This is a genomic window from Microbacterium sp. AC132, assembly GCF_979258525.1.
The window spans coordinates 2436045-2453442 of the sequence record NZ_OZ409862.1 but is presented as its reverse complement, the minus strand read 5'-3'; the positions used below and the strand labels follow the sequence as shown (position 1 = coordinate 2453442).

General features: G+C 68.2%; 16 protein-coding genes. 6 read left to right on the top strand and 10 right to left on the bottom strand.

The features are described 5' to 3' along the window. Positions 1-4: 4 nt before the first annotated feature. The 5 genes from ACZZZQ_RS11675 to ACZZZQ_RS11655 form a co-directional block, all read right to left on the bottom strand. Complete coding sequence (locus ACZZZQ_RS11675; protein ID WP_463507616.1) at positions 5-736, bottom strand: HAD family hydrolase; 732 nt, start codon at positions 734-736, stop codon at positions 5-7. Then, positions 733-1881, bottom strand: a complete 1149-nt coding sequence (locus ACZZZQ_RS11670; protein ID WP_463507615.1) for a TIGR03364 family FAD-dependent oxidoreductase — start codon at positions 1879-1881, stop codon at positions 733-735. Before ACZZZQ_RS11670 ends, ACZZZQ_RS11675 begins: the two co-directional genes overlap by 4 nt. After that, on the bottom strand, positions 1878-3614 hold the full coding sequence (phnE, locus tag ACZZZQ_RS11665) for a phosphonate ABC transporter, permease protein PhnE (RefSeq protein WP_463507614.1): 1737 nt from the start codon (positions 3612-3614) through the stop codon (positions 1878-1880). Before phnE ends, ACZZZQ_RS11670 begins: the two co-directional genes overlap by 4 nt. Continuing rightward, positions 3611-4456 carry a phosphonate ABC transporter ATP-binding protein gene (gene phnC / locus ACZZZQ_RS11660; protein WP_463507613.1) on the bottom strand — a complete coding sequence of 282 codons (846 nt, stop codon included), beginning with the start codon at positions 4454-4456 and terminating at the stop codon, positions 3611-3613. Before phnC ends, phnE begins: the two co-directional genes overlap by 4 nt. Positions 4457-4584: 128 nt before the next feature. Continuing rightward, positions 4585-5514 (bottom strand): phosphate/phosphite/phosphonate ABC transporter substrate-binding protein, encoded by a 930-nt coding sequence (locus ACZZZQ_RS11655; protein ID WP_053097587.1) that lies wholly within the window; start codon positions 5512-5514, stop codon positions 4585-4587. A gap of 170 nt (positions 5515-5684) precedes the next feature. Between ACZZZQ_RS11655 and ACZZZQ_RS11650 the strand changes: the two genes are divergently transcribed. Continuing rightward, positions 5685-6428: a GntR family transcriptional regulator gene (locus ACZZZQ_RS11650; protein WP_400341658.1), complete on the top strand. Its 744-nt coding sequence runs from the start codon at positions 5685-5687 to the stop codon at positions 6426-6428. A gap of 316 nt (positions 6429-6744) precedes the next feature. Here the strand turns inward: ACZZZQ_RS11650 and ACZZZQ_RS11645 are convergent, their stop codons facing one another. Continuing rightward, positions 6745-7887, bottom strand: a complete 1143-nt coding sequence (locus ACZZZQ_RS11645; RefSeq protein WP_463507612.1) for a sensor histidine kinase — start codon at positions 7885-7887, stop codon at positions 6745-6747. Positions 7888-8113: 226 nt separating this feature from the next. Between ACZZZQ_RS11645 and ACZZZQ_RS11640 the strand changes: the two genes are divergently transcribed. Beyond that, on the top strand, positions 8114-8767 hold the full coding sequence (locus ACZZZQ_RS11640; protein ID WP_222839407.1) for a response regulator: 654 nt from the start codon (positions 8114-8116) through the stop codon (positions 8765-8767). A 214-nt stretch (positions 8768-8981) separates the two neighbouring features. On the opposite strand, the gene ACZZZQ_RS11635 is transcribed toward ACZZZQ_RS11640, so the two are convergent. The 3 genes from ACZZZQ_RS11635 to ACZZZQ_RS11625 all read right to left on the bottom strand — a co-directional run bounded on the left by ACZZZQ_RS11635 (position 8982) and on the right by ACZZZQ_RS11625 (position 12434). Continuing rightward, the gene (locus ACZZZQ_RS11635) at positions 8982-10502 is read right to left on the bottom strand and encodes an HNH endonuclease signature motif containing protein (protein WP_463507611.1); all 1521 of its coding nucleotides are present in this window, start codon (positions 10500-10502) and stop codon (positions 8982-8984) included. Between the two features lie 444 nt (positions 10503-10946). Further along, positions 10947-11348, bottom strand: coding sequence for a GNAT family N-acetyltransferase (locus ACZZZQ_RS11630; protein ID WP_261987849.1), 402 nt, complete (start codon positions 11346-11348; stop codon positions 10947-10949). Between the two features lie 222 nt (positions 11349-11570). Beyond that, complete coding sequence (locus tag ACZZZQ_RS11625; RefSeq protein ID WP_463507610.1) at positions 11571-12434, bottom strand: EamA family transporter; 864 nt, start codon at positions 12432-12434, stop codon at positions 11571-11573. Between the two features lie 262 nt (positions 12435-12696). On the opposite strand from ACZZZQ_RS11625, the gene ACZZZQ_RS11620 reads away from it, so the two are divergent. Genes ACZZZQ_RS11620 through ACZZZQ_RS11610 form a run of 3 tightly spaced genes read left to right on the top strand, consistent with a single transcriptional unit; the run spans position 12697 to position 16021 of the window. After that, a complete protein-coding gene (locus tag ACZZZQ_RS11620; protein ID WP_463499426.1) occupies positions 12697-13980 on the top strand; it encodes a M18 family aminopeptidase in 1284 nt (427 codons plus the stop codon). A gap of 47 nt (positions 13981-14027) precedes the next feature. Beyond that, entirely contained in the window at positions 14028-15473 is a 1446-nt protein-coding gene (locus ACZZZQ_RS11615) for a purine-cytosine permease family protein (protein WP_463507609.1), read from the top strand. Beyond that, complete coding sequence (locus tag ACZZZQ_RS11610) at positions 15470-16021, top strand: cysteine hydrolase family protein (protein ID WP_320490466.1); 552 nt, start codon at positions 15470-15472, stop codon at positions 16019-16021. Before ACZZZQ_RS11615 ends, ACZZZQ_RS11610 begins: the two co-directional genes overlap by 4 nt. Here the strand turns inward: ACZZZQ_RS11610 and ACZZZQ_RS11605 are convergent. Next, a complete protein-coding gene (locus ACZZZQ_RS11605) occupies positions 16018-16728 on the bottom strand; it encodes an MBL fold metallo-hydrolase (protein WP_463507608.1) in 711 nt (236 codons plus the stop codon). The genes ACZZZQ_RS11610 and ACZZZQ_RS11605 overlap by 4 nt on opposite strands. Positions 16729-16810: 82 nt before the next feature. On the opposite strand from ACZZZQ_RS11605, the gene ACZZZQ_RS11600 reads away from it, so the two are divergent. Continuing rightward, the gene (locus ACZZZQ_RS11600; protein ID WP_053097597.1) at positions 16811-17335 is read left to right on the top strand and encodes a TetR/AcrR family transcriptional regulator; all 525 of its coding nucleotides are present in this window, start codon (positions 16811-16813) and stop codon (positions 17333-17335) included. Positions 17336-17398: the final 63 nt, after the last annotated feature.

Genomic DNA, 17398 nt, shown 5'->3' with positions numbered 1-17398 from the left:
GGGCTCAGACCGTGGGCACGAGAGGGAGCAGCCCGCGCTCGGTGAGCGTGCCGCGAAGATGCGTCACGTCCTCGAGCACGACGTCGGCACCGGCGAGCTCGAGCGCGCCCGCGTCGTGGGCGCCCGTCAGGACGCCGGCGACGAGACCGGCGCCTGCGCGGCGGCCCGACTCGACGTCGCTGATCGTGTCTCCGGCGACAGCGACAGCGGCGACCGACGAGGTCTGCGTGCGGATCAGCGCCGTGAGCACGAGATCGGGTGCCGGACGCCCGCGCCCGGCGTCGACCGGCGAGAGGGCGAGGTCGACGAGCCCGCGCCAGCCCAGACCGTCGATCAGCGCATCGCGGGTGACCGGCGCGAATCCCGTCGTGAGCACGACCCTCAGACCGGCGTCCTTCAGCCCCTGGATCGCATCGGCCGCCCCGGGGATCTCGGTGACCCCCTGCTCGGCCACGATCTCGGCGTAGGCGCCTTCGAATGCGGCCGTCGCGCGCTCGGCGGCGGCACGGTCTCCTCCCGCGAGGTGCGTGAAGACCTCGATCTTGGACTGCCCCATGGTGGCGCGCACGTGCGCGAGCGCGTCGTCCCACGGCATCCGATCGGCGACGCCGGTGCGTTCGGAGGCGCGCTGGAACGCCGTCTCGACGACCCCGTCGTCGAGCACCGTCGTGCCGGCCATGTCGAGCACGATGAGTTCGAGCGCCGGTGCCGGAGCTGCGTCGAGCTGAGTGGTCATGGGGTTCCTTCCATTGCAGGTGTCCACCCGAAGGTGGCGGTGAGATTATCTTCGGCGAGCCCCAGACCCGTGGTCATTCCGATGCCGGTGGTCGCGGCGAGCACCAGCACCCCCTCGTCGACCGTGTCGATGAGGAAGTCCTTCGACGCCTTCGCATACACGCCCTGCCAGCGCTCCAGCACCCGTGGGGCCGGCATCTCGAACAGCGCCTCCGCCTCGGCGAGGAACGCCGTGAACGCGGCCTCGGGTTGGAACGGCTCCGGCGCGGTCGATGTGGCGTGCGAGTCGCCGATGATGAGCGTGCCGTCCGGCAGCTGCGTGTACATCTGATTGAGATCGAGCGCGGCGAGGTCCGGACGCTCCGAATGCAGGCGATCGCGGAGCGCGGCGGTGGCGGCACCGTCGGCGAAGCGTCCGTAGCGGACGAGCGACCACCCGGTCAGCAGCGGGGCGGAGAGCGGATGCCGGAGACTCACCGCTGCACGCATCATGTCGAGAGCGCACCGGACGACGCCTGACCGTTCCGCCACCTCCGGCAGCAGCTGGTCGATGTCGTGATTCGCCGCGACGACGACCGCGCCTGTGGTGATCGCGCCTCTCGTCGTCTCGACGCGGCGTCCGGCGACGGAGGTCGCCGCCGTGCGGAAGCGGAAGTCGACGCCCAGTCCTGCGAGGTGCCGCACGATCGCCGCGGCGGCGGTGCGCGGATCGGTCTGCAGGTCGGTCTCGATGTGCGCTCCACCGAGGAGTCCCGGGCGACGGAGCGGGGCGAGGCGCAGCAGCTCATCCGCATCGAGCATCCGGATGCCGCCATCGGCCGCCGCCTGCTCGAGCACGGCGATCTCGTCGGCGTGGCGGGCGGCGACCAGTGTCCCCGACTCGCGGATCCAGAACCCCGCATCCTGAGCGAGGCGCAGCCACAGGTCTCTGGACAGGTCCGCGTAGCGCCGGGCCTCCCCCGTCTGCGCGCCGATGCAGAGGTGGCCGAAGTTGCGGATCGTCGCGCCGACGGGAGCATCCGCTCTGTCGACGACGATGACGCTCAGACCCCGCCGCACCGCCGCGTAGGCGGCGCCGAGGCCGATGATCCCCGAGCCGACGACCACGAGGTCGGCGGAGTCGGTCGAGCCGGTGCGGCCGCTCATCGGAACACCTTGCGCATCCACATCGCGAGCCCTTCGACGACGAGCACGGTGACGAGGATCATCAGCACGATCGCCGTCACGGTCTCATAGCGCGAACCCTGGCTGGCGTTGAGCAGGTAGTACCCGACACCGCCTCCGCCGACGATGCCGAGGATGGTCGCGGCGCGGATGTTCGTGTCGAGCATGTAGAAGCTGTGCCCGATGAGCGCCTGCATGCCCTGCGGCACGGTCGCCGAGGCGTAGGTCTGCAGCCGGGTGGCGCCGACCGCCCGCAGGGCCCGTTCGGGCCCACGGTCGACCTCCTCGAGGGAATCGGCGATCAGCTTGCCGAGCAGACCGATGCCGCCGATGGCCAGCGCGATGACTCCCGCCTGGGCGCCGAGGCCGGTGATGACGACGAGCACGATCGCGAGGATCAGCTCGGGAATGCCGCGGATGCCGACGAGCAGGAAGCGCGCGATGCCCCGCGCTCCCGCTCCGGGTGCGACGTTGCTCGCGGCGAGGGAGCCGAGGATCAGCGACGGCAGCAGCGTGAGCACCGTCGCCGCGAGTGCGATCGCGACCGTGTCCCGCATGGCCGCGATCATCGCCGACGCCTCATAGCTGCCGAATGACGGCGGCCAGAACTTCGCTGCGACCTCGGGGAGCTTGGCCCAGAAGGTGAAGAAGTCCATCCAGTTGATCTGGCTGACGACGACGCTGCCGATGACGACGAGCACCGCCGTCACGATGCCGGTCGTGTTGCGCACCCGCTCCGCGGTCCACGGTCGACGCACGGCGGTCTGCGGGCTGGCCGCCCACTCCGGGCGCTCCGTCGTCGCCGCGCCCGTCGCCCCGCGCAGTCGCGGGTGGATGATGCGGTCGATCCACGACCGCGTCTGCCGCTGCTGGCCGAGCATTGCCCCGCGCACCAGGCTCGACACGATCTCCATCACGACGCACAGGATGAAGATGACCAGGGCGATGCCGAGGCCCTTGCCGTAGTTCAGCGACTTGAAGGCGTAGGACATCTCGAGTCCGAGGCCTGCCACGCCCACGTAGCCGAGCACGACGCTGCCGCGCAGGTTGATGTCGTTGCGGTGCAGCACCGTCGCGACCCAGCTCGGCAGCACCTGGGGAAGGATTCCTGAGGCGAACTCCTGCACCTTCGATCCGCCCGCGGCGCGGATCGCGAGCCGGGGGCCCTCGTCGATCTGCTCGATCGCGTCGGCGAACATCTTCGAGATCATCCCGATCGAATGGATGCCGATGGCGAGGATGCCGGGCAGGGTGCCGAGCGAGAACATGAGAACGAACGCCATCGCGAGCACGACGTCCGGCAGCGCTCGGGTGAGCACTCCCACGAACCGCGCGGCGGCACGCCATCCGTTGCCGGGGGTCGTGTTGGAGGCTGCGAGGTAGGCGATCGGCACCGACAGGGCGGCGGCGAGCAACGTGCCGACGAGCACGAGCCCCACGGTGAGGGCGATCAGCCAGGCGAGGTCGGCCGGTTCAGGGAACGAGAGGCCGCCGACTCGGGCCATGAAGTTCTCGGCGTTGCCCCAGCTCTGCACCATCGCCGGGATCGAGATGCCGACCTCGTCGACCGCGAGGATGCCGAGCACCAGGAGCGCCAGCAGCGTCAGCCCGGCGGCGATGCGCTCGGCGGAGATCGGGCGGCGAGGAGCTCGATCGGCGACACTCGCGCGTGCGGGGGTCGCGTGCGCCCGAGGCGGGTCCGAGAGGACGGTCATGAGGCCCGCGCCTTGTCGAGCTGGGCGACGCCGACCGTGATCTCGGTGAGTTCGTCCTGCACGGCGCGGATCTCTGCGGTGGTCGTGGCGACGCGGCCGTAGATCTCCATGACCTCGGCCTTGGTCAGGTCGCCGGTCGGGGTGTCGAGCACGATCTCGCCGTGGCGCAGCCCCACGATGCGGTCGGCCCACGAGATCGCGAGGTCGACCTGGTGCAGGCTGCAGACGACCGTGAGCCCCTCGTCGGCGGCGATCTCACGGATCAGCGCCATCACCTGGTCGCTGGACTCCGGGTCGAGGGATGCGACGGGCTCGTCGGCGAGCAGGATGTCGGGCTTCTGCATCAGGGCGCGGGCGATCGCGACGCGCTGCTGCTGGCCGCCGGAGAGGGTGTCGCTGCGCTGATAGGCCCGGTCGAGCAGCCCGACGCGATCGAGGTGCTCGAGGGCGCGCAGCTTCGCCGCCTTCGAGTAGCCCCAGAGGCCGAGCCGCGGGCCGCGGACCTCCGACAGAGAACCGGTGAGCACGTTCTCGAGCACCGTCAGCGAGGGCACGAGCTCGAACTGCTGGAAGATGAATCCCACCCGGCTGCGGAGGGCGCGCAGCGCCTTGCCCTTGAGCGTCGGGACCTTCGCGCCGAGCACCTCGATCTCACCCGAGGTCGGCACCTCGAGACCGTCGAGGTGGCGCAGCAGCGTCGACTTGCCCGAGCCGGAGAGCCCGAGCAGCACGACGATCTCGCCGCGTGAGACCTGCAGCGATGCGTTCTTCAGCGCGGTGGTCGAGCCGAAGGTCTTCGTCACACCGTCCAGGCGGATGAGGGCATCGGTTGCCGTGTTCATGTCAGTTCTCCAGGGTCGTGGCGTCGAGCGTGATTCTTGCGGGTGAGCGCCCCGCGCTCCGCTGCCCAGGGTGGGAGCACACTGCGGAACGGGGGCGCTCGGCTGACGCTGCGGTCAGCGATCGGGCGTCAGCCCTGGCACTGCTCCGCTTCGGTCTCCTTGCAGATGTCGCGGATCAGGTCGTAGTACGCGTCGTCGACGGGCTTGGTGGCGTAGAACACGCTGCGGAACGCATCAGTGTCCGCGCCCTCGATGCCGGCGGCGATGATGTCGTCGATCGTGATCTCGGAGAGTCCGTCGATGAGCTCCTGCGCGACGTCGTCCGGCAGAGTCGACGAGTAGACGAGCGGCGCTCCGGGGACCATGGTCTCGTCGATGACCTTGACGGCATCCGACTTCTCGACCTCGGAGTCCTCGGCGAATCCGACCTCGCACTCGACGCCTTCGCCGACCTTCTGCACGCTCACGTCATGCTTGCCCGCGAAGACGGGCGTGATGTCGGTCTTGGGGTCGATGCCCGCCTCGAGCAGGTTGTAGGAGGGGAAGAGGTATCCCGACGTCGACGAGGGATCGACGAAGCAGACCTTCTTGCCGGCGAAGTCCTCGATGCTTGAGATGTCGCTGTCGGCAGGCACGATGGCCTGGGAGTAGTACCCGGGCTCCTGGCCCTCCTCGGTCACGATCGAGGAGATCGGGGTGAGCTTCGCGCCGTTGTTCGTGGCGGTGACGTAGGTGAAACCCGAGAACGAGGCGACATCGACCTTGCCGGCGACCGCGGCCTCGATGAGCGCCGCGTAGTCGGTGGACTCGTGGTACTCCACCGTCTTGCCGGTGATCTCGGCGATGTAGTCCATGAGCGGCTGGTAGTTAGTCTCGGTGTCGACCGAGTCGGGCACGACGCCGAAGACGAGCGTGTTCTCGTCGACGGCGAATCCGCCGGCGGCCGATGATGCGTCGGCACCGGACGCGCCGGTGGCCTCTGCGGAGCCGGAGCAGGCGGCGAGGCCGAGCGCGAGGATCGCGGCGCCGGCGAGTACGGGGAGAGCGCGGAGCTTCATGAGGACCTTTCGGAGTGGGAGGGGTGATCCACGAGCCACTCTGACAGGACAACAGCCAAGATATGTACCTAACTTGGAAGAGTTCAAGGTCCGTTCACCCGGTCTTTCCTCGGATGAACGGCGAGGGAACGCGCAACCGTTCCACATCGATAGCGAAGTAGTATGCCTATGTGGCCGAAGCTGTATACACCCAGATCGCAGACGACCTCCGCGCGCAGATCGCGGCGGGCACCCTGCGCCCCGGCGACGACGTGCCGACCGAGGCGGAGCTCGCCGAACGGTGGCGCACCTCGCGGGGTCCAATCAGGAACGCTCTCGCCGCCCTGCGCGGAGAGGGCCTGATCGAGACGGGGCGGGGACGCCCCGCGCGGGTCGTGTCGCGCAAGGCCAGCCAGGCGGTCGATGTGTCGGTGCCGTTCACTCGCTGGGCCCGCGATCTCGGGGTGACTCCGGGCGCGCAGACGCAGGAGTTGAGCCTTCGCAGGGCCGGTGACCGCGCAGAACTGCTCGGAGTGTCGCCCGACGACACGATCGTCAGCGTCGTGCGACTGCGCCTGCTCGACGGCAGGCCGACGATGCTCGAGCGGCTCTTCTACACCGAGGCAGTAGGACGACGACTGCTCGACGTCGACACGGACGAGATCTCCATCACGGAGTACCTCGGGTCGGTGGGACACCCGATCGTCGGGCTTGAGCACCAGATCGACGCCGTCGCCGCCGACGAGCAGGACGCCGCCCTGCTGCGCGTGCCGCAGGGAACGCCGATCCTTCGACTCAGCCGCATCTCCCGTGATGCGGGCGGGCGCATCTTCGAGGCATCCGAAGATCGCTACCTCAGCGAGGTGGTGCGGTTCACGGTCGCGGCGTCGGGGATCTCGACGGACGGGCACTACATGCGTGCGGTGGGCGGCTGACAGCCGGCCAGTCGATCGGCATCGATTCCTCGAGGTGACTCGTCGGAAGAAGCCGATCGCGAGCGCGATGGGGATCAGATTCCAAAGACCGCGCTCGCGATCACAGCGCTGGGGATGCGCTATTTCTGGGGTATACCCAATGTAAGCGCCCGGCTACACCATGGAACACGGTCTATAGTCGAGATCTACCCTGGACTTTCGTCTAGGTTTCACGTCGAAAACCCCGGAATTCCGCGGATCCTGCTCCCAGTGTACCGGAATACCGGTACGCAATCCCCTGCCATTTTCAAGCCGGGATGCTGGGATGCTGGAGGCGTCAGACGATCGGCAGCAGCGCCGAGACGACCCAGCGGCCGTCGACTTCGCCGGCGCTGAATTCGCCGCTGGCACCGAGAACTCGTTCGGCCATGCGGCCGATGCCCGTGCGGCTCGAGGAGAGCTCGCGACGCGGCGTGATGGAGAGCGGACTGCTCACCGCCATCTTCGCGGCGTCGTCGTCGATGTCGAATCGGATCTCGACTTCGCCCGCGCCGGCGTACTTGAGGACGTTGGTGGCGGACTCTCGCATGATGCGCGCGAGGATGATCTCGGCGGCCCGCGGGACGCGCTCATCGGAGGGGTCGCCGATGACGGCCACGGCATGGCCGGCGGCTTCGAACTCCTGCGCGGCCTCCTCGACGGAGGCCACCAGATCACCGGAGGGCATTCCCTCGGAGCGGGGTCCGTCGTCTGCGAGGTCGATCACGAAGCGGAGGTCGGTCATCGCCTTACGTGCGGCGATGCGAATCGCCTCCTGCGAATCTCTGCTCGTGCGATCGTCGTCGAGCATCTGCACGTGCAGCGCCACCACGGTGAGGTGGTGCGCGATGCTGTCGTGCAGCTCGCCGGCGATCCAGCGCCGCTCAGCGAGTACTGCCTGGCGTTCCTGCTCGGCCTTCTCGGCCAGTTGCATCTCGAGCGTCCGCCCTCGAGCGAATGCCAGGCGAAGCGCATAGCCGACGGCTCCGGATACTGCGGCGCCGACCAGGAAGATGCCGATGTTGAACGCATCCGTCGAATCGCCCATGGCGACCAACGCGGATGCGACGAGGAAGACTCCGACATAGGACAGGACCAGTGAGGTCCACCCCAGGCGCACGATCAAGCCGGCCGCGAAAGCGGCGACGGTCAGCACCTGGGCTTCGATGCCGGGGATGAAGGATAGGGCGAACACGACGCCGAGGGCGTATGTCGCGATGAGTGGCGACCAGAGGAAGAGGCCGAGGACTGCAGTGGATGCGATCCCGATTGCCGCTGTCAGAGGTTCCAGCCCCGGAGGGAGGAACAGTCCGACGATGTCGAAGATGACGATGGTCCCGACGACCGCCAAGACGGCGATGCGTTCTATCGTGCTGAGCTTCTCGCCCCTGCCGAGTCGGGTGACGTCAGAGGGGTCACCCGTCGAAAGACTTGAAGCCATACTTCAGTATCTCCTTTTCGCCATATATATTAGCGGTAGAAGCCGAAGAAGTGACCAACCTGGTTCCAGAAAGACATATACGTTCACCTCCTTTATTGCACTTTTGACTAGCGATGTACTCATCTTCTCGGTGATCTGCGAGCGGCACATCTGTCTCACGGCTATACCTCGATAGCCAAAGGTCTAATACCTCGCGCCGCAGGTAGACCCCGGTTAGGCTTCCTCCATGTCCCAAATCCGCGTCGTGATCGTCGATGACGATCCCCTGGTGCGCTCAGCGCTCTCTCACTTCGTCTCCCGCGACCCGGAGATCACGGTGATCGCCGAGGCGGAGTCCGGGCTCGAGGGCATCGAGGTCGTGGAACGCGAGCGTCCCGACGTCGTGATGATGGACGTGCAGATGCCGGAGATGAACGGCATCGAGGCGACGGCGGTGATCAGCGAACGCTGGCCTGAGATCAAGATCCTCGCGGTCACCACGCTGGACGGCAGCGATACCGTGCTTCCGATGCTCAGCGCAGGTGCGTCGGGCTATCTGCTGAAGGACTCGAGCGCGGCGAGCATTCTCGAGGGTGTGCGAGAGGTGTACAGCGGAGCGAGCTCGCTGTCGCCGCGGATCGCGTCGCTGCTGATCAAGCACGTGCGGGATACGGAGCCCGTCGGGGGCGACGACACCCTGGAGGCGCTCACGGATCGCGAGCAGGAGGTGCTGCAGCGACTCGCGCAGGGGATGTCCAACGCCGAGATCGCGCGCACACTGATCGTGTCGGAGGGAACCGTGAAGGCCCACCTCGGCCGCATCATGTCGAAGTGGCACGTGCGCGATCGCGTGCAGATCCTCGTCACGGCAGCGCACGCCGGGCTGGTCGACTTCCGCTGAGGCGGGACCGCTGACCGGCGAGACCGCTGACCGGCGAGACCGCTGACCGCCGGGATCATTGGAGTGAGACTGCTGAGGCGCGTCCATTGAGCCGGGCACGGCGAGACGGGCCCGTTGAGCCGGGCACTGTGAGTCCGGCCCGCTGGGGCTGGCCCGCTTAGTCTGGCCGGCTGTTCGGGATCAGCAGCACTTGCCGTGAGGATGCCGCCGCGTATCACCCGGTTCGAACGAGGCGCCTTCGGTCACGGTCCGCGGGGAGGCTGTGTTGTGGGGTGCGCCAGCGTTGGTCGGGGTCCCACCAGTTCGGTCCACGGACTTCGGGGAGCCCGTTGTTCATACGGATCTCCCACTGCGAGGTGCCCAGGGATCGGTGGTGCCACCAGCACAAAGGCACACCGTTGTCGGTGTGGGTCGGCCCACCGCGGGCGTGTTCGGTGACGTGATGGATCTCGCACCAGGATGCGGGCACGTGGCACCCGGGGATGAGGCATTCCTTGTCGCGGGCGATGATCGCCCGGCGTTGATGCACGGTGAACACGCGGTCGGTGGTGCTGATCCCGATGATGCGCCCCTCGTCCAGAAGCATCCGTTGGATCACCCCCGCACATGCGGTCTGCGCCGCGACGGACACAGGCACATGCGCACCGGATCCAGGGATCGTCGCCCACCCGCCATTGCCCGCACCACCACCCGCGCCGGCGATGCCCGCACCGAAAGCAGAACCTCCCGCATGGTGGGCGAGGTCTGTCGCGTCGACGGTGACGACGAGCACCGGGGAGGCACCACCGAGCGTGGGCATGTCCTTGTGACGGGCGGCTATCGCGAGAGCGGCGGCGAGAGCATCGTGGCGTTTCTGCGACGCGGTGCGATCATCGAGCACGCTGCGCTCATCCTCATTGAACGGATCAACACCCGGGTCAGCACCGGTGTCTGTGTCTGTGTCTGTGTCTGTGTGACCGGTGTCACCGCTGGGGGTGAAGAACACTCCCGGCATGGGCGGGCCGTCACCCTTCGGGTTCAGCATCGCGTCCAGGATCAGCTGCAACTGGGCCGCGGCATCCGGAGTCAGATACCCCCGGATCGCATGCATCCCGTCCGTGAGACGACCGATCGTGATCCCGCGCTTGCGCCGCGCGTCCTCATCCTTCGGCTCCTCCCCGTCCGGGTCGAACATCGAGGCGAGATCCTCCGCAAGAGCTTTCAGATCCTGCACCGTCGGCGCCGGACCAGAATCCGCGCCCCCGCCGATCCCGTGCCCGCGGGCGCACCCCGCCAACGCCACATCCGCCGCCAACCGCTGATCCACGCTCAACCGGTCCCACACCCGCTCGATCGGGCCCGTCGCCGCCAGAAACCCCGTGACACCCACCACACCATCCAACAAGGCCACGCGCATCTCCGACCACCGCGCCGGCATCCGCTCCCCCGCCAGACTCACCGGCCGGCGCACCAGATCGACGACCCTGTCGACCCGGGACGCACCCCGCACATCCACGCCGACCATCCGCTGCACCAGCTCGTTCACCCCGCGACACCCTGCCGCATGCGGAAAATCCACAGGATCCCCGGTCGCCACGGTTTCCACGATCACCGCCTCGGCCCGCCGGAACACGGCCCCCGCCGCCTGCAGCACCGCGACACGCTCCGCATCGCTCAACCCCGCCAACGCGTCATCACACAGCACCGCATCAAGGTCAGTGACGACCCGACCCAGACGCTCCACGATGCTGTTCATACCCTCGAGTCAACACGGGGCCACCGACATTCGACCCCCGAAACCAGTCCGATTTATCCCAGATCACAGCAAGTATTCCAATCTCCCGGAATGCCGCAGAACGCAGGCACAAGAGGAGCGGAGAGACCAGTCGACAAGCGAGGAAGAGACGGAGCAAGAGGAACGAGGAACGCGGAACGAGACACGAGGAACGAGACAACGGGAACGAGACCCCAGACCGCTGACCCCAGGCCGCTGACCCCAGGAACGAGACACGCGACTCGAGAAAACAAGCAACACAGGAGACGAGACGGCAAGAACAGGAAACAAAGACAGTCGACAACGCCCCCAACAAAGCCAGTCGACAACGCCGGACAACGGAACATCGTGCGCGCGACACCGAACGCCCGCCACGGAGCGCCCGCCACGAGCACCCGCCACGAGCACCCGTCACGGGGCACCCGATCAGCGCCGGAGCGGCTCGGCCTTCATGAAGACGTCGACCGCGTCTTCGCTCTCGAGCTCGAAGCCGTGCCTCTCGTACAGCCGTCGCGCCGGACTGCCCTGCAGCACATTGAGGCGGAACGGCCGGTCATCGCCCGCATGACGCGTCTCCAAGGCGTCCGCCAGCACCGCGGAGCCGAGGCCGCGGCCCTGCTGAGCGGGATCGAGGTAGAAGTGCTCGATCCACACCGCGTCGCTCTCGGGCCTCACCGCGATGAGCCCCACGTCCTGCCCGGCAACCACGATCACTCGCGTGTTCTGCGGGACGAACCCATCGAGGAACCGCTGCCGCACACGCACCGGGTCGAAGCGTCCGAGACGCTCCAGATCGGCGCGCATGACGATCGCTCGCAGCTCCGACATCCAGTGCGCATCCGACGGACTGCTCTCTCGAAGACTCCACCCGGCGCACACAGCATCCATACAATCACGCAGGCCACGCACCCGGAGCGACCACGACCCCGACCACGACCACGACCACGACCACGACCCCGACCACGACCACGACCACGACCACGACCACGACCACGACCACGACCACGACCACAGAACCACGACCACAGAACCACCGCCGCAGAACCACCGCTACAGCGCGAGCAGCACGATCCCGCCCGCGACGACCGCGGACGCGGCGAGACGCCATTCGGGCCTGCTCTCCTTCAGGGCGAAGACACCGAACAGGCTGACCAGCACGACGCTGACCTCGCGCAGCGGCGCGACCAGTGCGACCGGAGCGATCTGGATGGCCGTGAGCACCAGGATGTACGAAAGCGGCGACAGGATGCTGAACGCCACGATGCGCTTCCACTGCGTGCGGCCGAGCGCGCGAACGGCCGCCCATCGGCCTCGGACGCCGAGCGAGTAGAACGGGATCTCGAGCAGCATCGTCCCCACCATGAAGGCGACGGGCGAGAGGTTCCACGTGCGCACGGCGTTGGCGTCCCAGATCGTGTAGACCGCGATCGCGACGCCGGTGAGCAGACCGAACACGAGCCCGGGATCCAGGCGACGCGACCGGTCGGCGCGTCCGCGGTCGACGAGACCGATCGCGACGACTCCGAGGATGATCGCCGCGACGCCGGTGAGCGCGAGGGCCGATGGACGCTCCCCGAGCACCAGCACGGCGACGATCACAGAGAGGAACGGCCCGGTGCCCCGAGCCGTCGCGTAGACGGTCGAGAGGTTGCCTTCGCGATATCCGCGTTGCAGCACCGCCATGTAGGCGACGTGCAGCACACCGGAGACTCCGACGCCGAGCAGGAACGCCAGCACGTCGTCGGTGCCGAGCCCGCCGGTGAACGGCACGACCCCGATCCAGACGGCGGTTCCTCCGACGGCCCCCCACCAGAGGAACGGCGTCCCTGCGCGGCTCACGCCGTGGGCGATGATGTTCCAGGCGGCGTGCGTGACGGCTGCGGCGAGGACGAGAGCGAAGGCGAGAGCGGACATCAGAGACCCTTCCGTTCTTCGCGGGCGCGACGAACAGGGTCCTCCGGGCTTTTGTCCTGTCAGATGACGGCGCTCCTGCGGAGGAGCACCGTGGCGCCGCTCGGACCAGACGGGACGAACCCCGGAACCCTAGGCGCTATCGAGATCGACCGTACCGGCCGATGGTGACGAGAAGGTGAACGACCGCCATCCGACCGTCGCGGAGATCGCGCATCGAGTCGCCGATTACGATCGAAGGACCGCCCCTGCAGGAAGGTCGCTCATGCCCGTCACCCCGGACGCTCTCGCCCACGCCGAGGATCTCGCCGACTTCGTCGCCGCCTCGCCCTCGAGCTATCACGCCGCCGCCGAGGTGGCCAGGCGCCTCGAGGATGCCGGTTTCACGCGGCTCGAAGAGGATCAGGCCTGGGATGTCGCCCCCGGCGGACGCTACGTCGTCGTGCGAGACGGTGCCGCGATCGCGTGGACGGTTCCGGGGGACGCCACCGCGACCACGCCCGCTCACATCCTGGGTGCTCACACCGACTCCCCCGGCTTCAAGCTCAAGCCGCAGCCGACGACCGGTTCGAGGGGCTGGCTGCAGGCGGCCGTCGAGGTGTACGGCGGTCCGCTGCTGAGCTCGTGGCTCGACCGCGAGCTGCGTCTCGCCGGACGGCTGGCCCTCGCCGACGGACGCGTGGTGCTCGCCGACACGGGAGCGCTGCTGCGGCTTCCCCAGCTCGCGATCCACCTCGACCGCGAGGCGAACACGGGCCTCGCGCTCGACAAGCAGTTCCAGACGCAGCCGGTCTGGGGCCTCGGCGACCCGACCCAGGAGGACATCCTGGCCGAGCTCGCCGGTTCGGCCGGCGTCTCGGCATCCGACATCCGCGGTTACGACGTCGTGATCGCCGACACAGCGCGCGGCGCGATCTTCGGCAAGGACCGCGCGTTCTTCGCTTCCGGCCGACTCGACGACCTCGCCTCGGTGCACGCCGGCGTCGTCGCGCTCGAGAAGATCGATACGGCAGTCAGCGGACCGATCGCGATCCTCGCGGCGTTCGACCATGAGGAACTGGGCTCCAACTCCCGCTCCGGCGCGGGCGGCCCCCTGCTCGAAGACATCCTCGGCCGCGTCTACGACGCGCTCGGCGCCGACGCCTCCGAGCGTCGACGCGCGTTCTCCGCGTCGTGGTGCCTGTCGAGCGACGTGGGCCACTCGGTGCACCCGAACTACGTGCACAAGCACGACCCCGTCGTGCAGCCGGTGCTCGGCTCGGGACCGATCCTCAAGCTCAACGCCAACCAGCGCTATGCGACGGATGCCGTCGGCTCCGCCGCCTGGCGCGGCTGGTGCGAGACCGCCGACGTGGTCACGCAGGAGTTCGTGTCGAACAACAACGTGCCGTGCGGCTCGACGATCGGCCCGATCACGGCCACGCGTCTCGGCATCCGCACGGTCGACGTCGGCATCCCGATCCTGTCGATGCACTCGGCGCGCGAGCTCGCCGGCGTCTCGGACCTGCACGACCTCACCCGCGTCGCCGGAGCTTTCTTCGCCGGCTGAGCCCTGCCGACGCCCTCACGGGCCCTGCGCAGTGCCAGGATGATGGCATGACGGACATCAAGCCTGCTCTCATCGAGCGCGCGGGCATCGAGATCATCCCCGAATCCGAGCGCACCGCCAAGCCGAGCGACCTCTTCTGGCCGTGGTTCGCGGCGAACGTCTCGGTGTTCGGCATGTCGTACGGCTCGTTCGTGCTGGGCTTCGGCATCTCGTTCTGGCAGGCGACCCTCGTGTCGATCATCGGCATCGTCGTGTCGTTCCTGCTGTGCGGACTGATCGCGATCGCCGGCAAGCGCGGTTCGGCGCCCACCATGGTGCTGTCCCGTGCGGCGTTCGGCGTGCAGGGGCAGAAGGTTCCGGGCATCGTCTCGTGGCTGACGTCGATCGGCTGGGAGACGTTCCTCGCGATCATGGCCGTGCTCGCCACGGCCACCGTCATCACGCAGCTCGGCGGTGACGGCGACAGCATCGCGCTGAAGATCACCGCCACAGTGATCGTCGCCGCGCTCATCGTCGCGGCATCCGTGCTCGGCTATCACACGATCATGAAGCTGCAGTCGGTGCTCACCTGGGTCACCGGCATCGTGACGGTGCTCTACATCGTCCTCGCCGCTCCGAGCATCGACATGGCGGCCGTCCTCGCGCGTCCGGACGGCGGGATCGGACAGGTCACCGGCGCACTCGTCATGGTCATGACCGGCTTCGGCCTCGGCTGGATCAACATCGCCGCCGACTGGTCGCGATACCAGAAGCGCACGGCATCCGACGGAGCGATTGTCCTGTGGAACACGATCGGCGGCTCGGTGGCTCCCGTGATCCTCGTCATCGTCGGTCTGCTGCTCGCCGGATCCGACGACGAGCTCAGCGCGGCGATCGCCGCCGACCCGATCGGCGCGCTCGCGACGATCCTGCCCATCTGGGTGCTCGTTCCGTTCCTGCTCACCGCCGTGCTGGCGCTCGTCTCCGGCGCGGTGCTGGGCATCTACTCCTCGGGCCTCACGCTGCTGAGCCTCGGCATCCGCATCCCCCGCCCGTCCGCGGCGGCGATCGACGGCGTGATCCTCACGATCGGCACGATCTACGTGGTGTTCTTCGCGACCGACTTCCTCGGTCCGTTCCAGAGCTTCCTCATCACGCTGGGCGTGCCGCTGGCGTCATGGGCCGGCATCCTGATCGCCGACATCCTGCGCCGCAAGAAGGACTACGACGACGAGGCGCTCTTCGACAGCCGCGGCCGCTACGGCGCGTGGGACTGGATCTCGATCGGCACTATGGTGATCGCGAGCGTGATCGGCTGGGGCTTCGTGCTCAACGGATTCGCGGATGCGGCGCCGTGGAACAACTGGCAGGGCTACCTGCTCGGCCTCGTCGGGGGTGTCGACGGCGACTGGGCCTATGCCAACCTCGGCGTCTTCTTCGCCCTCGTCCTGTCGTTCGTCGTGACCTGGTTCGCCCGGGCCGGAAAGATCCGCGCGCAGGAGGCCTCGGCGTGAGCGACGGTCCCTGGCTGATCGTGATCGACCCTCAGCAGATCTTCGCGTCGCCCGGATCTGCGTGGGGATCGCCGTTCTTCGCCGACACGATGCCGCGCATCCGCGAGCTGGCCACGGCCTTCGGCGACCGCGTGATCGTGACGCGCTGGATGCCGACGGCAGACCGCTCGACCTCGTGGGGCGCCTACTTCGCCGCGTGGCCGTTCGCCGACCAGCCGCCGACGGATCCACTGTTCGACCTCGTCCCCGACGCGGCCGGGCTGTCGCCGCATCCGACTCTCGACCTGCCGACCTTCGGCAAGTGGGGCGCAGAGATCGAGGCGGTCGTCGGCCGAGGGGCGCACGTCGTGCTGGCGGGTGTCGCGACCGACTGCTGCGTCATCTCGACCGCACTGGCCGCAGCGGATGCCGGAGCGCACGTCACCGTGGTCGGCGATGCCTGCGCGGGATCGACGGCGGAGAATCATGCGGCCGCGATGCAGGTGATGGGTCTCTACCCGCCGCAGATCACGATCAGCGACACCGCCTCCGTGTTGTCGGGGCTCTAGCTCCCCGCGCGCACCGCGGCCGCGATGTCGGCGGGCGACCCCCGCCACGGAGCTCCGTGCCCGGGCAGCACCCATGATGCCGACACGGCGGCCAGCCTGTCGAGAGACGCGATGGCCTCGGTCGGCTCATCCGTGAACGGCGCGGGCTGAGGACCGACCTGCCCCGTCAGCACATGGCGCGTGGTGAGGGCGTCGCCGACGAACACCGCGTCCGCTGCGGGAAAGTGCACCGCGATGCTGCCCGGCGAGTGTCCCGGCATCCCGATGATGACCGGAGATCCCGGCAGGTCGAGCACCTCGCCGTCGGCGACCGTCATGACGTCGGTGACATGGCGCGTGCGCAGCCCGCTCTTGCGCACGCCATAGGCGAGAAAGCCGAGCAGTGGACCGACGCGAGCGGGTCCCATCGGGGTCTTCGGCTTCTCACCCGTGCGCACGCGGTGCGCGTCGGCGCTGTGGATGAAGATCGGCACGTCTGCTTCGCTGCGCAGCCGCTCGGCGAACCCGATGTGGTCGCTGTCGCCGTGGGTCAGGACGAGACCCCGGATGTCGGAGAGCGGGCGCCCCAGTTCTGCGAGGGTGCGCTGCAGATCGTTCCAGTGGCCGGGCAGCCCGGCGTCGACGAGCGTGATCCCCTCGGGCAGATCGATGAGATATGACGCGACGATGTCGTTGCCGAGTCGATGCAGGTGCGGTGCGAGCTTCATGGCCGTTCCCTTCGCGGTGGCTTATGATGGCTAGACTACGTAGCTATCATAGCTAATGTCAATAGCCATGAAGGAGACCTGGATGCCGACCCCCGAACGAACCTCGCTGGCGGCCATCATCGACGCCGGTCGCGACATCCTCGAGTCCGCCGGACCCGCGGGACTCACCATGCAGGCGGTCGCCGAGCGGGTGGGCGTCCGCGCACCTTCCCTCTACAAGCGGATCCGCGATCGTGACGCTCTGCTCTCTGCAGTGGCGGAGGCCTCGGCCGACGCGCTGACGGTCAGGCTCGACGCCGCAGGCGACGAGCTCCCCCTCCTCGCCTCCGCCTACCGCACCTTCGCGCACGAGCGCCCGCACGCGTTCCGCCTGCTGTTCACCGCCTCCGCACCCGAAGACGCCCTGCACCGGACGTCTGTTCCGGTGCTGCGCTCATGCGCCGCTCTCGTCGGGCCGGATCGGGCACTCGATGCGGCCCGGCTCTTCACCTCCTGGGCGACCGGGTTCCTGCAGATGGAACTCGCCGGAGCCTTCCGTCTGGGCGGCGACGTCGACGAGGCGTTCGACTACGCGGTGGAGCGCATACTCGCGGGACTGACCGCCTGAGAGGTCGGAGCACCCCGCTCGGTGGCCTGCCGATCTCGCCGCTCGGCGAGCGGCTGCGCCGAA